We start from the raw sequence: 13,877 nt of genomic DNA on the forward strand, positions 1-13,877 counted from the left end.
GGCATCGTGCCAATCCATCCGTCAGGGAGATCGTTGAAGGTGGGCGCAGAATTCGAAGCAGGCGCGGCAATCGGCGGCGTGCTGTACAAGGACGTCAAGCGGGCCATCCTGGTGGCGCTCGCCGCCGGCGAGTGGAAGCCGGGCGAGGCGATTCCGGCCGAACGCAAGCTGGTGGAGCGCTTCGGCGTGTCGATCGGCACGCTGCGCAAGGCGATCGACGAGCTGGTCGCCGAAAACATCATGATCCGCCATCAGGGGCGCGGCACCTTCGTCGCGACCCATCGCCAGGAGGATCATTTCTTCCGCTTCTTCCGCGTGGTGCGCGAGGACGGGCATCGCGCCTTTCCCAGCGTGCGCCTGGCGAAGTTCCGGCGGGGCAAGGCCAGCAAGGAGGAGGCGCTGGCGCTCGGCATCGCGCCGGGCGAGCGGGTCTTCCACTTCATCAACGTGCTGTCGCTGGACGGCAGACCGGTGATGACCGATGCGATCACGGTGCCCGAGCCGCTGTTCGACGGGCTGACCGAGACGATGCTGCGCGAGCGGCCCAACACGCTGTACAACTTCTATCAGGACGCCTTCGGCATCAACGTGATCCGCACCGAGGAGCGCCTGCGCGCGGTGCTGGCCGACGAGGACGACCATCGGCTGCTGCAGGTGCCGGTGGGCGGTCCGCTGCTGCAGATCACGCGGATCGCCTCGTCCTATCATGACCGGCGCGTCGAGCGCCGCGTCTCGCGGCTCGACACCACCGCGCACGAGTTCGCGATCTCGCAGCCGTAACTCCGCCGCCGCTCGCGTCGTCATTCCCGCGCATGCGAGAACCCAGCGACTTTGAATGCCACTGGGTCCCCGCGTTCGCGGGACGACGACATCCCTTCGTATCAGCTTGCCCGCCGTTTCCCCGCCTTCTTCGTCGCGCATTCGATGCAGCGGCCGCGCAGCGTCAGCTCGTGCTGCTCGACGACGAAGCCCGGCGGCGTGATGTCCTCGAGGTGCCCGGGGCATCCTTCCAGCGGAAACACGCGGTCGCAGCTCAGGCACTGGAAATAGTGCTTGTGCACGACCGCGTCGGGTTCGGCCGCGACCTCGTAGCGGTCGGCCTGTCCCGGCAGCGGCACTGCCACCAGGCCCCCTTCCTGCAGCATGGCGCGGATATTGCGGTAGACCGTCGCGAGTCCGAGCGTCGGCACCGTGCGCTGCGCGGCGGCCAGAATCTCGGCAGGGCTCAGCGGCCGGGCGGCTTCGCGCAGCGCGCCCAGCACGGCCTCGCGTTGACGGGTCATGCGTTCCATAGCTAGAATGATAATGAAAATTCGTTCTCAATAAGGCGCGGCTTCGCTCTGCAGCGTTGCCGCAGACCGTATTGTCGCCGCTATTGCCGTTGCCTGCGGTTTCCACGCCGGCGGCGTACCCGTCGGCGCCGCATGGCGCCATGGCGTCATTGCGGTTTCGCGCCGTCGTTCACCTTCGTCGATCATGTCCACGCCGATCCCGTCGCCCGCGCGCGCCTTGCGCGCGGTCCATCCGCTGTCGCCTCTCGCCGCCGCGATGTTCGCCGCCGCCGCGTTCGCCGATGCCGCGCTGGCCCAACCGGCCAGCAGCGCGGAGCGCGACGAAGCGGTGCTGCCCGAGGTCGCGGTGGTGACGTCCGGCGCCGCATCGTACAACCCGGACGAGGCCGGCGGCGCGACGCGCACCGACACGCCGCTGCGCGAAGTCCCGCAGGCGGTGCGCGTGGTGCCGCGCGCGATGATCGACGATATCGGCGCGACGCGGCTGGAGCAGACGTTCGACTATGTCAGCGGCATCGCGCGCCAGGACAGCTTCGGCGGCCTGTGGGACAACTTCGCGGTGCGCGGCTTCGCCGGCAACGAGAACACCGGCACCGGCTATCTGGTCAACGGCTTCGTTGCCAATCGCGGCTTCACCGCGCCGCGCGACGTGGCGACCATCGAGCGCGTCGAGGTGCTGAAGGGGCCGACCTCGTCGCTGTACGGCAGCGGCGAGCCGGGCGGCACGCTGAACCTGGTCACGAAGCAGCCGCAGTTCAAGCCGGCGCAGAACTACGAGCTGGAAGTCGGCAATCGCGACCGTTATCGTGTCGCGGCCGACGTCACCGGACCGCTGGGCGAGAACGTCGCCGGCCGCCTGATCGCGGTGGGCGACCATCAGGGCAGCCAGCGGGCTTTCGTCGACAGCCAGCGCTATCTGCTGGCGCCCTCGCTGACGTGGACGCTGGGCGCCGATACGGTGATCCAGTACGCCGGCGAATGGCAGCGCTTCTCCACGCCGCTGGACCGCGGCATCGTCGCGGTCGACGGCCGCCTCGATGCGGTGGGCCGCAGGACCTTCCTCGGCGAGCCCGGCGATGGCGACATTCGCCTCGACAGCCAGTCGCATCAGCTCGGCGTCGAGCATCAGTTCTCGCCGGGCTGGAAGGGCCGGCTGTCGCTGGCCTATCGCGGCGGCTCGCTGGAGGGGTATTCGACCGAGCCCTTTGCGCTGGCCGCCGACGATCGCACGCTGCGGCGCCAGCGCCGATACCGCGACTACCAGTCCGACGACACCGCGCTGCAGGCCGATCTGACCGGGCGCTTCGACACCGGAGCGCTGTCGCACACGCTGCTGGTGGGTCTGGACGCCTATCGCTTCAGCAGCAGCCAGCTGCAGTTGCGCGGCAATCCGACCGCCGCGACGCCGTATCCGATCGACATCTACGAGCCGGTCTACGGATCGACTCCGCCGCCGTTGTTGCCGAACACCGATACGCACGAGCGGCAGACCAATCTCGGCCTCTACGCGCAGGACCAGATTGCCTTTGGCGAGCGCTGGCGCCTGCTGGGCGGGCTGCGCGTCGATTCGTACCGGCAGACGCTGGACAACCGCCTGCGTGGCACGCGCGTCGAGCAGGACCAGACCGCGGTGTCGCCGCGCGTGGGGCTGGCCTATCTCGCCAGCAACAACGTGACGCTGTTCGCCAATGCCAGCCGCTCCTTCCGTCCCAACCCGGGCAGCAACGCCGCCGGCGAGCCCTTTACGCCGGAGCGCGGCCGCGCGGTCGAGGCGGGGCTGAAATTCGAGACCGACGATCGCCGCCTTGGCGCGACGTTGAGCGCGTTCACGATCCACAAGCGCAATGTGCTGACCGCCGATCCGGCCGACCCGTCGTTCTCGGCCACCGCCGGCGAGGCGCGCAGCCGCGGCCTCGAACTCGATGTGGCGGGCCGCATCGGCCAGCATTGGCGCGTGTCGGGAAGTGTCGCGCTGACCGATGCCGAGATCACCGCCGATACCCGGCTGCCGGCTGGCACGCCGCTGCGCAATATTCCGCGCACCAGCGCCAGCGCGCTGGCGGTCTACGAAGACGCGGCGCCGGTGGGGCAACGCTATGGCGTCGGCGCCGGCATGCGCTACATCGGCAAACGCGCGGGCGATGCCGCCGACAGCTTCACGCTGCCGTCGTACACGCTGGTCGATCTGCTCGCCTACTGGCAGCTGAGCAAGCAGGCCCGGCTGACGCTGAACGTGCACAACCTGTTCGACCGCGACTACTACGCCAGCTCCTACAGCGCGCTGTGGATCGCGCCGGGAGCCGGGCGCACGGTCCGGCTCGGGCTGCGGCTCAGCTATTGACGCGATGAAACGGTCCGCTGCCATGTCCCCGCCTGCATCGATGCCAGCCGATTCACCGGATTCGCCGCGTTCGCCACGCCGCCGGCGCCTGCTGGGCGCCGGCGCGGCCGCGCTGCTGTCGCCGGCACTTGCACAAGGCGCGATGACCAGCACAGCGGCGGACCGCACCGTGCGCGTGATCGGCCCGTGGGAGCTGTCGAGCCTGGACCCGCTGCGCGGCGGGTATCTGTTCGCGCGCATGCAGGTCGCCGAGACGCTGGTCGACTATGACGCCCAGGCGCGGCCCGTCGCCGGACTGGCATCGCGCTGGCAGGTGTCCGGCGACGGGCTCGCCTGGCGCTTTGCGCTGCGCGAGGGCGCGCGCTTCCATGACGGCTCGCCGGTGCGCGCCGCCGACGTCGTGCAGGCGCTGCGGCGCGCGCTGCATCCGGCGGGCGTGCTCGGGCAGGCACCGATCGACGCGATCGAGGACGCGACCTACGGCGCGACCGACGACGCGACCGACGGCGCAATCGACGCCAAGCCTGCCGCGGCGGTGCGGATCCGTTTGCGCCAACCGTTTCCCGCGCTGCCGGCGCTGCTGTCGCACAGCAGCACGCAGATCCTTGCGCCCGCGTCCTTTGGCGCCGATGGCGCGGTCCGCGCGATCGTCGGCTCGGGCCCGTACCGCATCGTCACGCTGGAGCCGCCGCAGCGCTTCTCGGTGGCAGCCTTCGACGGCTGGCAAGGCCCGGCCCCCGCGGTGCGCCGGGCCAGCTATCTGGCGGTCGGCCGCGCCGAGATGCGCGCGCTGATGGCAGAGGCGGGCCAGGTCGAACTGGCCTACGGACTCGACCCCGGCAGCGTGGCGCGGCTGCGGCGTGGCGGCGCGGTGCGCGTGCTGCAGCAGCCGATCCCGCGCACCACCGCGCTGAAGCTCAATGCCCGCCATCCGCTGCTCGCCGATCCGCGCGCGCGGCAGGCGCTGTCGCTCGCGCTGGACCGGCGCGGCATCGCGCAGGCGGTGTTGCGCGAGCCGTCGCTGGCCGCCACGCAGCTGTTCCCGCCCACGCTGGCCGGCTGGCATCGCGCGGATCTGCCGGGGCTCGCGCACGACCCCGAACGCGCCCGAGCGCTGCTCGCCGAACTGGGCTGGCGGCCCGGCGCCGATGGCGTGCTGGCGCGCGACGGCAAGCGTTTCGCGCTGACGCTGCAGACCTTTCCCGATCGCCCCGAACTGCCGGTGATCGCCGCGGCGATCCAGGAGCAGCTGCGCCTGATCGGCATGCAGGTCCGCGTGGCGATCGGCAATTCCAGCGAGATCCCGCTGGGCCATCGCGACGGCACGCTGCAGATGGCGCTGATTGCGCGCAACTATGGCGCGGTGCCGGATGCGTTCGGCACGATCGCGCAGGACTTTGGCGCGGCCGACGGCAACGGAGCGGATTGGGGCGCGATGGGCTGGTCGTCGCCGGCGCTGACACGCGCCCTCGCGGCGATGTCGTCGGCCACCGATGCCGTGCGTACGCAGGCATCGCGCGCGCAGATCGCCGGCGCGCTGCACCAGGGCCTGCCGCTGGTGCCGGTGCTCTGGTACCAGCAGACGCTGGCGGCCAGCCCACAACTATCGGGCGTGTCGATCGACCCGTTCGAACGCAGCTACCGGCTCACCGAATTGCAATGGACCCGATGACGCCACCGAACCCCCAGGCCACCCAACTTGCCGCGGCCAGCGTGGGCCGATCCGCATCGGCATCGCGCGATGCCGTGCGCCGGCGGCGGGCCAGCCCCGCGGCGCGGCTGCTCGCCCGCGTGCTGCTCCAGCGCGGCCTGCAGGCCGCGTTCGTCGCCGCGCTGGTCGGCAGCCTCAGCTTCGTGATGATGCGGCTGCTGCCGGGCGACATGGCGTTCCGCATCGCCGCCGGCCGCTATGGCTACGACATGGTGACGGCGCAGGCTGCCGACGCGGTGCGTGCGGAACTGGCACTCGACCAGCCCTGGTTCGATGGCCTGCTGGCGTGGTGGTCGCGGTTGCTGCATCTGGATCTGGGCACCTCGACGGTGACCGGAGCACCGGTCACCGCCGAGATCGCGCATCAGCTTGGCCATACGCTGTGGCTGGCGCTGGCCGCGCTGGCGGTGTCGACGCTGATTGCGCTGCCGCTGGGCTTTGCCGCGGGCAGGCACGCCGGTGGCCAGACCGATCGCATCACGCTGGCGCTGTCGGTGCTGCTGCGCGCGCTGCCGCCGTTCGTGCTCGGCATGCTGCTGGTGCTCGCGTTCGCGGTCGAACTCGACTGGCTGCCGGCCGGCGGCCACGGCGAGCACGGCAGCTGGATCGCCCCGGCGCTGACGCTGGGACTGGGCCTGGCCGCCACCGCGATGCGTGTCGCGCGCGATGCGATGGCCGGCGTGGTCGCGGCGCCGTACTGGCTGTTCGCGCGCACCAAGGGCCTGTCGGACCGCGTCGCGATGGCGCGGCACGGCGTGCGCAATGCCGCGGTGCCGGTGGTTGCCTATCTCGGCGTGCAGCTGGTCTATCTGCTCGAGGGTGTGGTGGTGGTCGAGACGCTGTTCGCCTGGCCCGGCATCGGCCATGCGCTGGTGCATGCGATCTTCGGCCGCGATGTGCCGATGATCCAGGGCACCGCGCTGACGATGGGCCTGCTGTTCGTGGCGTTGAACGCCGCGGTCGATCTCGCCTGCATGGCGATCGATCCGCGGCTGCGAACGAGGGTGGCGCGATGAGCGACATGGCCGGCCTGAGCTTGAAGGGCGTATCGGCGGTTGCCACGCCGCGGCGGCGAATCGCCTTGCTGCTGATCGTGCTGCTGGCCCTGTTCGCCGTGGCCGGCCCGTGGGCCGCCCCGCGCGAACCGTTCGAGCAGGATCTGTACCGCGTGCTGCAGGCGCCGACGATGACCGAGCCGCTCGGCACCGATCATCTGGGCCGCAGCGTGCTGGCCCGCACCGCGCATGCGACGCGGCTGTCGCTGGGCCTCGCGCTGCTGTGCGTGCTGTCGGCCGCGCTGCCCGGCACGCTGCTGGGCCTGTTTGCCGCATGGCGCGGCGGCTGGGTCGACCGCGTGGCCGGCGCGCTGGCCGACGCGGTGCTGGCGCTGCCGGGCCTGCTGCTGGTGCTGCTGCTGTCCGCGCTGGCGCCGGGCGCGATGTGGCCGCTGTATCTGGGGCTGTCGCTGGTGCTGTGGGTCGAGTATTTCCGCGTGGCGCGCGCCAGTGCGCAGATCGTGCTGCAGAGCCACCATGTGGAGGCCGCGCGCCTGCTCGGCTTCGGTCCGCTCCATATCGCGCGCCGGCACCTGCTGCCCGAACTGGCGCCGGTGCTCGGCACGCTGAGCAGCTTCGGCCTCGGCGCGGCGGTGCTGGCGCTGGCCGCGATGGGATTCGTCGGCATGGGCGTGCAGCCGCCGATGGCCGAGCTCGGCCTGATGATGACCGAGCTGCTGCCCTATGCCGCCGAGGCGCCGTGGGCCATCGCCAGCCCGATCGCGGTGCTGGCGCTGGCGATCCTCGCGCTGGCGCTGCTGAACGATCGGCCGCGTGCGGGGGTGTCGCCATGAACGCGCGCAACGAGCTCGTCTTCGACGGCCTGCACGGCGATCGCGCCGGCCGGCTGCTCGGCGTGACCGGCCTGTCTGTCGCCAGTGCCGACGGCGTGCTGCTGCAGCCGGTGTCGTTCGAGCTGCAAGCAGGGCGCGCGCTGACATTGCTGGGCGAGACCGGGTCCGGCAAGAGTCTGCTGGCCCATGCCGTGATGGGCTCGCTGCCCTCCGGATTGCGCGCGAGCGGCAGGCTCGCCGGTCATGGCTGGCATTGCGAGGCCGGCGATCTGCGCGCGCGCCGGCCGCTGTGGGGCCGCGAGCTGGCGCTGCTGCCACAGGAGCCGTGGTTCGCGCTGGATCCGCTGATGCGCGTCGATGCGCAACTGGCGGAGACCTACCGCTGGGTCGCCGGGGAGTCGCGACAAAGCGCCGCGCACCACGCCGCGCAGGCGCTGCACGCGGTCGGGCTTGGACATGCCGCTGGCGCCTGGCCGACCGCCTTGTCCGGCGGCATGGCGCAGCGCGCGGCGTTCGCGATCACGCGCGCCGGCGACGCACCGATCCTGATCGTCGACGAACCGACCAAGGGCCTGGACCGAGCCTGGCGCGACGATCTGGTGGCACGCCTGCGCGCGGCGCTGGAGCAGGGCTGCGCGGTGCTGACCATCACGCACGACATCGGCGTGGCGCGCGCGCTCGGCGGCGACGTCATGGTGATGCTCGATGGCCGGGTCGTCGAGCGCGGTCAGACCCACGCGGTGCTGGGTGCGCCGTCGCACGACTACACGCGCGCGCTGATCGCGGCAGAGCCCGCGGCGTGGCCGCGGCGGCCGATGCCCAATACCGGCGGCGAAGTGTTGCGCGCCAGAGGGCTGAGCAAGCGTTTCGGTGACCATCTGCTGTTCGACGGGCTCGACCTGACGCTGCACGCCGGCGAGCGCGTGGCCGTCACCGGGCCGAGCGGCAGCGGCAAATCGACGCTCGGCAATGTGCTGCTCGGTCTCGCCCGGGCCGATCGCGGCAGCGTGTGCCGCGCCGACGGCATCGCGCGGGTTCGCTACCAGAAGCTCTATCAGGACCCGGCGGGCGCGTTCGCGCCGCATGTTCCGCTGGGGCGCGCGCTGCACGACCTGATCGCGCTGCACAGGCTCGAACGCGCGCCGCTGCGGCCGTGGATGGAACGGCTCGGCCTGTCCGCCGATCTGCTGCCACGGTTGCCGGGCGCGGTATCCGGCGGCGAACTGCAGCGCTTCGCACTGCTGCGCGCGCTGCTGCTGCGGCCCGCCTTCCTGTTCGCCGACGAGCCGACCTCGCGGCTCGACCCGCTGACGCAGCGCAATACCATCGACCTGATCGTCGAGGCCGCGCAGGAATCGGACTGCGCGCTGATGCTGGTCACGCACGATGCCGATCTCGCCGCCAACGTCGCGGCGCGCACGCTGGCGTTCTGACAGGCGCTCTGACGAATACGGCGCCCCGAGGGGCGCCGTGCGGTCACATCGGGATCGAAGATCGCCGGTCGATGCAGTCGATCGGAGCCGGCCCATCGAAGCCGGCAGTCGAAGGCGGCAATCTCAGCCGGCAATCTCAGCCGGCAATCGAAGCGATCAATCGAAGATCTCGTGCCAGATGCTCTTCTTGCGGTAGTGCTTCTGCTCGCGATAGCGGTCGTCGTCGCGATAGCCGCGCTCGTAGCCGCGATCGTAGTCACGCGGATCGACCGGGCGTTGCGGCGCGGCGGCTGCCTGGGGCGCTGGCGCAACCGGTGCCTGCTCGGCGGAGGCGCGCTCCAGGATCTTGTCGAGCTCGCCGCGATCGAGCCACACGCCGCGGCACTTCGGGCAGTAGTCGATCTCGACGCCCTGGCGTTCGGCCATCACCAGCGTGGTCTCGGTACACACGGGACATTGCATCGCAGCTCTCCTTGATTGCGTGTTCAACGGCTGTCAGACCACCGGCGGGCGGCTTTGGTTCGGCACCGGGGACTCCGGTTTGCGCTTGACACGCCGCATCCGGCCCATCCGAATCATCAAGTCGTGCTTGATGATCGCTTCAAAACTTCTCGTTTCCCCAACAAGCGGACGATGGGCGAAAGTTTGCGCTACTTGACGATCACACCCAGGAGCACGCAATGCCGGCCGAACCGAACCCCCAAATTGCCTACCTCGATGGCTTGCCCGCCTCGGCGGCCGACCTGGCGCCGCTTGCATTTGCCGGCTATGCCCACTTCACCGCGATGCAGGTCAGGGATGGCCGCATTCGTGGCCTGGACCTGCATCTGTCCCGGCTGCGATCGGCATCGGCGGCGCTGTTCGGCGTCGCGCTGTCCGACGAACAGGTGCGCCGGCAATTGCGGACCGCCTTGCAGGCGGGTCCCGGCGACCTCTCGTTGACGGCGACGGTGTACTCGCCCGAAGGCGAATTCACCGCGCACGGCACGGGGACGCCCCGATTGCTGATCCGCACCGGTCCGCCTTCGTCGGGCCCCGGCGGTCCTCTGTCGCTGCAGACCGTCCAGCACGAGCGCGTCCTGCCCGCCATCAAGCACGTCGGCGAAATCGCCAAGACCTGGTACCTGCGCCAGGCGGTCGCGCAAGGCTTCGACGATGCGGCCTTCGTCGACCGTCAGGGGCGACTCAGCGAGGGGTCCATCTGGAACCTTGCATTCTGGGACGGCGAGGCGGTGGTGTGGCCGGTCGCCGAGATGCTGACGGGCACGACGATGGGCATCGTGCAGCGTCAGCTGGACCGGCTCGGCATCGCGCAGCGCACGCGCGAGATCAGGCTCGCCGACTTGCCGTCGCTGTCCGGCGCCGCGGTGATGAACTCATGGACGCCGGGCGTGCCGGCAAGGCGCATCGGGCCGGTGGCGATTGCCGATGCGCCGGAGTTCCTGGCGCTGCTGCATCGCGCCCATCGAGCGGAGCCGGCGGTGGCGCCGTGACGCGCCTCACCGCCTCCGCTGATTGCTCGAGCTCGCGGCTCGAGTTCATTGCTTGGGAATCCCCGCCAGCGTGGCGGCCGCCGACCACCGCTTGATCTCGTCGAGCTGGAACTGGCGCAGCACGTCGGCGCCGCCGGCGAAGATCTGGCCATTGGTGCGGCCGATGAACTCGGCGGCCTCCTTGCCGTTGAAGATCTCGACCGCGGCCTGGCTCAGCTTGTCGACGATCGGCCTTGGCGTATGGGCCGGCGCGAACAGCGAGACCCAGTTGACCATGTAGTAGTCCTTGAAGCCCAGTTCCTGCAGCGTCGGCACATTGGGCTGCACGTCCAGCCGCTTGTCGCCGGTGACGGCCAGGATACGGGTCTTGCCGGTCTGCGCCAGCGCCGCCGCGGCGGTGTAGTCCGACAGCGCGAAGTCCACCTGGCCGCCGGCCAGGTCCGCGACGGCCGGCGCCGCGCCCTTGTACGGGATCGCGACCGCCTTGACGCCGGCCTGCTTCAGGAACAGCTCGGTCGCGATCTGGTAGGAGGCCGAGCCGGAGCCGTAGCTCAGCTTGCCGGGCCGCGCCTTGCCGTCGCGAATCAGGTCCTGCACGGTGCGATACGGCGAGCTGGCGGGCACCGACAGCACCATCGCGCCGTAATAGAGCCGCGCCACCGGCGCGAAGTCCTTGACCGGGTCGTAGGGCAGCGATTTGAACTGCACCGCGTTGGTGGCCATCGGCGAGTTGCTGGCGACGAACAGCGTGTAGCCGTCAGGGTCCGCACGCGCCACCGCCTGCGCCGCGATGAAGCTGTTGGCGCCGGGCCGGTTTTCGACGACGAAGGGCTGGCCGAAGCGCGCCTCCAGCTTCTGCGCGAGGAAGCGCGCGGTGCTGTCGGAGCCCGTGCCCGGCGGGAACGACACCACGATCCTGACCGGCTTGGCCGGATAGGCCGCGGCCGCGCCCGCCGCATCGCCGGCGACCGCCGGCAAGGGCGACAACGTCGCCAGCGCGACCATCGAACTGGCAGCCAGCGCAGCCCGCCGCGCAACCTTCCACATGTCCATCCACTGATAACGCATCGTTCCGTCTCCTTGCGGACGGTGTGATCCCGCCCTGTCGAACCAGGCCACAGCCTAAGCGCGTACCGGCGGCCGGGGCAATTGTCGCGCGGACATATCGCTTATGCGCATGCCGTATGAAGAGCTTCCCTGTCCCCCCGAGGGGGACGGGATGCAAACCACCGGTTGGCAAGCGCTGCAGCGAAGAGGATCCGCGCGGACCGGCGGCGGCGCGGATTTTTGTTATGCCTCTGCCGCGATGGGCGGTTGTCCTTGCCGTCGCTAAGCTGGCCGGCACATCGACTGTGGACGTACGCAGTGGACCAACGACAGGAGGGGGAGTGGACACAGCCAGCCAAATCGTGATTCGACCGGCGCAGCCCGATGGCGATCTCGCGCCATTGCGAGCGCAAGTACGCGCCTTTCTTGCCGAGACCGTCGGCGACCGCCCGCCGCAGAAGCGCGCGCAGAGCTGGTCCGGCTACGACCCCGCGTTCAGCCTTGCGCTCGGCGCGAAGGGCTGGATCGGCATGACGTGGCCGAAGGCCTTCGGCGGCCAGGAGCGCTCGATGCTGGAGCGCTACGTCGTGCTGGAGGAACTGCTGGCGGCGGGCGCGCCGGTGGGCGGCCACTGGGTGGCGGAACGGCAGAGCGGCCCGCTGCTGATGCGCTACGCGGACCCGGACGTGGCGCACGAGATCGTGCCCCGCATCACGCGCGGCGAGGTGCGCTTCTGCATCGGCATGAGCGAACCCGATTCGGGCTCGGACCTGGCGTCGATCCGCACGCGCGGCGATCGGGTCGACGGCGGATGGGTCGTCAACGGCACCAAGCTGTGGACGTCGAACGCGCACCGCTCGCACTACATGATCGCGCTGGTGCGCACCGACCGCAGCACCGACGACAAGCACAAGGGCCTGTCGCAACTGCTGATCGACATGCGCTCCGAGGGGCTGCAGGTGCGGCCGATCCGCAATCTGGCCGGCGAGGAGCATTTCAACGAGGTGGTGTTCGACAACGTGTTCGTGCCCGACCGGATGGTGATCGGCGAGCCGGGGCAGGGGTGGGCCCAGGTCACCGCCGAGCTGACGTTCGAGCGCAGCGGCCCGGAGCGCTACCTGAGCAGCTACGCGCTGCTGGCCGAGATGGTCGATCGCGCCGACGCCGACGACCCGCGGCACGCGGTCGAACTCGGCTATCTGGTGGCGGAGCTCAGCAATCTGCGGCAGATGTCCCGCGGCATCGCGGCGATGCTTCATCGCGGCGAGAACCCGCAACTGGCCGCGGCCAACGTCAAGGACCTGGGCGCGCTGTTCGAGCAGCGCATCCCCGAGGTCGCACACCAGCTGTTCGGCCATGAACTGCGCCCGGACGGCTCGCCGTTTGTCGCCACCCACTGCCACCTGACGCAAACCGTGCCCTCGTTCTCCCTGCGGGGCGGCACGCGCGAAATCCTGCGGGGAATCATTGCCAGGGGGCTGGGGGTCCGATGAACGATCGCGAACGAAACATGGCACTCGAACTCGAGCTCGAGCAGATGCTGGCCGACAGCGCGCAACGGCTGTTCGGCAACGAAGTCACCACCGCGCAGCTCGAAGCGGCCGAGCGCGGCGAATGGCAGGCGGCGCTGTGGCGGACCGTGGAGGACAGCGGCCTGACGCGGCTGTTCGCCGGCGAGGACGACGGCGGCGCCGGGGCCGGCTGGCAGCAGGGCCTGCCCGCGCTGCTGGCGGCGAGCCGCACGCTGGCGCCGATTCCCTTCATCGACACCGCGGTATCGGGATGGGTGCTGGCGCAGCTGGGCATCGCGATGCCCGATGGGCCGATGGCATTGGCCGCGCATGTCGCCGATGCCGAAGCGGAACGGCCGGTGGCGCGCTCGAGCGCCGAAGGCTGGCGCCTCGATGGCACGGTGGACGTGCCCTGGGGCCGGCACGTGCGCCACGTCGTGGTCCGTGCGATCGATCGGCAGCCGTTCGGCCGCGCGGTGTGGCTGCTGGTGCCGACCGCCGCGTGCCGGGTCGTAACGAGCGCCAATCTGGCCGGCGAGCCGCGCGACCGGCTGCGTTTCGACGACACGCTGGCTGCCGCGGCGGTGGCGGTCGAGAACCCTGCCGACGAAGCGATGCTGGGCCCCGTCGCCGGATCGCCGCAACCGTCGCCGCTGGGTGCGCTGATGCGTTCGATCCAGATCGCCGGCGTGCTCGAGCGCGTGCTGAACCAGACCGTGCAATACGCGACCGAGCGCATCCAGTTCGGCAGGCCGATCGCGAAGTTCCAGGCGATCCAGCAGCAGCTGGCGATGCTGGCCAACGAGGTGGTGGCCGCGCGCATGGCGGTGGCCAGCGCCTGCGCGGCGATGCGCGCACCCGGCTGGGACGGCAGCGCGATGGTGGCAAAGGTGATCTGCGGCAACGCCGCCGGCCGCGCCGCCGCGATCGCGCACCAGGTCCATGGGGCGATCGGCTTCACGCACGAGCACTCGCTGCACTGGTCGACGCGCCGGCTTTGGAGCTGGCGCGCCGAGTACGGCAGCGAGGCGCATTGGGCGCGCGAGATCGGCGCGCGGGCGATCCGCGCCGGCGGCGCCGCGCTGTGGCCGCGCGTCACCGCGCCGCAGGCGGCCTGAGCCGCGCGGCGGCCATGCAGGCGGCCACCGCGCGCGCGACGTATCGCGCAAGAACGCAGGGATCACAGGGATCACAGGGATA

The 13,877-nt window shown here is 70.7% G+C and carries 12 protein-coding genes; 9 read left to right on the plus strand and 3 right to left on the minus strand.

The window, feature by feature from the left end; all coding sequences use genetic code 11:
- The first annotated feature begins 39 nt into the window (after window positions 1-39).
- Window positions 40-780 carry a GntR family transcriptional regulator gene (locus FOB47_RS11275; protein ID WP_174781113.1) on the plus strand — a complete coding sequence of 247 codons (741 nt, stop codon included), beginning with the start codon at window positions 40-42 and terminating at the stop codon, window positions 778-780.
- Between the two features lie 101 nt (window positions 781-881).
- Here the strand turns inward: FOB47_RS11275 and FOB47_RS11280 are convergent, their stop codons facing one another.
- The gene (locus tag FOB47_RS11280; protein WP_174781114.1) at window positions 882-1,292 is read right to left on the minus strand and encodes a Fur family transcriptional regulator; all 411 of its coding nucleotides are present in this window, start codon (window positions 1,290-1,292) and stop codon (window positions 882-884) included.
- Between the two features lie 184 nt (window positions 1,293-1,476).
- Here FOB47_RS11280 and FOB47_RS11285 point away from each other — a divergent pair, with 184 nt between their 5' ends.
- The 5 genes from FOB47_RS11285 (at window position 1,477) to FOB47_RS11305 (ending at window position 8,626) form a co-directional block, all read left to right on the plus strand.
- Window positions 1,477-3,633 (plus strand): TonB-dependent siderophore receptor, encoded by a 2,157-nt coding sequence (locus FOB47_RS11285; RefSeq protein WP_174781115.1) that lies wholly within the window; start codon window positions 1,477-1,479, stop codon window positions 3,631-3,633.
- 22 nt (window positions 3,634-3,655) lie between these two features.
- Complete coding sequence (locus FOB47_RS11290; RefSeq protein WP_244959402.1) at window positions 3,656-5,305, plus strand: ABC transporter substrate-binding protein; 1,650 nt, start codon at window positions 3,656-3,658, stop codon at window positions 5,303-5,305.
- Window positions 5,306-5,490: 185 nt separating this feature from the next.
- On the plus strand, window positions 5,491-6,360 hold the full coding sequence (locus FOB47_RS11295; RefSeq protein WP_232963056.1) for an ABC transporter permease: 870 nt from the start codon (window positions 5,491-5,493) through the stop codon (window positions 6,358-6,360).
- A gap of 5 nt (window positions 6,361-6,365) precedes the next feature.
- Window positions 6,366-7,193 carry an ABC transporter permease gene (locus FOB47_RS11300; RefSeq protein WP_244959463.1) on the plus strand — a complete coding sequence of 276 codons (828 nt, stop codon included), beginning with the start codon at window positions 6,366-6,368 and terminating at the stop codon, window positions 7,191-7,193.
- The gene (locus tag FOB47_RS11305) at window positions 7,190-8,626 is read left to right on the plus strand and encodes an ABC transporter ATP-binding protein (RefSeq protein ID WP_174781117.1); all 1,437 of its coding nucleotides are present in this window, start codon (window positions 7,190-7,192) and stop codon (window positions 8,624-8,626) included. The genes FOB47_RS11300 and FOB47_RS11305 overlap by 4 nt, the downstream gene beginning before the upstream one ends.
- A 156-nt stretch (window positions 8,627-8,782) precedes the next feature.
- Here the strand turns inward: FOB47_RS11305 and FOB47_RS11310 are convergent, their stop codons facing one another.
- On the minus strand, window positions 8,783-9,088 hold the full coding sequence (locus tag FOB47_RS11310) for a TFIIB-type zinc ribbon-containing protein (RefSeq protein WP_174781118.1): 306 nt from the start codon (window positions 9,086-9,088) through the stop codon (window positions 8,783-8,785).
- Between the two features lie 218 nt (window positions 9,089-9,306).
- Here FOB47_RS11310 and FOB47_RS11315 point away from each other — a divergent pair, with 218 nt between their 5' ends.
- Window positions 9,307-10,119, plus strand: coding sequence for an aminotransferase class IV family protein (locus FOB47_RS11315; protein WP_174781119.1), 813 nt, complete (start codon window positions 9,307-9,309; stop codon window positions 10,117-10,119).
- Window positions 10,120-10,164: 45 nt separating this feature from the next.
- Here the strand turns inward: FOB47_RS11315 and FOB47_RS11320 are convergent, their stop codons facing one another.
- Complete coding sequence (locus tag FOB47_RS11320; RefSeq protein WP_174781120.1) at window positions 10,165-11,187, minus strand: Bug family tripartite tricarboxylate transporter substrate binding protein; 1,023 nt, start codon at window positions 11,185-11,187, stop codon at window positions 10,165-10,167.
- Between the two features lie 320 nt (window positions 11,188-11,507).
- Here FOB47_RS11320 and FOB47_RS11325 point away from each other — a divergent pair, with 320 nt between their 5' ends.
- Entirely contained in the window at window positions 11,508-12,659 is a 1,152-nt protein-coding gene (locus FOB47_RS11325; protein ID WP_174781121.1) for an acyl-CoA dehydrogenase family protein, read from the plus strand.
- A 17-nt stretch (window positions 12,660-12,676) separates the two neighbouring features.
- The gene (locus tag FOB47_RS11330) at window positions 12,677-13,795 is read left to right on the plus strand and encodes an acyl-CoA dehydrogenase family protein (protein WP_174781122.1); all 1,119 of its coding nucleotides are present in this window, start codon (window positions 12,677-12,679) and stop codon (window positions 13,793-13,795) included.
- The last annotated feature ends 82 nt before the right edge of the window (window positions 13,796-13,877 follow it).

This window comes from Cupriavidus gilardii, assembly GCF_013347325.1.
In the GTDB taxonomy this organism is placed as follows: Bacteria; Pseudomonadota; Gammaproteobacteria; order Burkholderiales; family Burkholderiaceae; genus Cupriavidus; species Cupriavidus gilardii.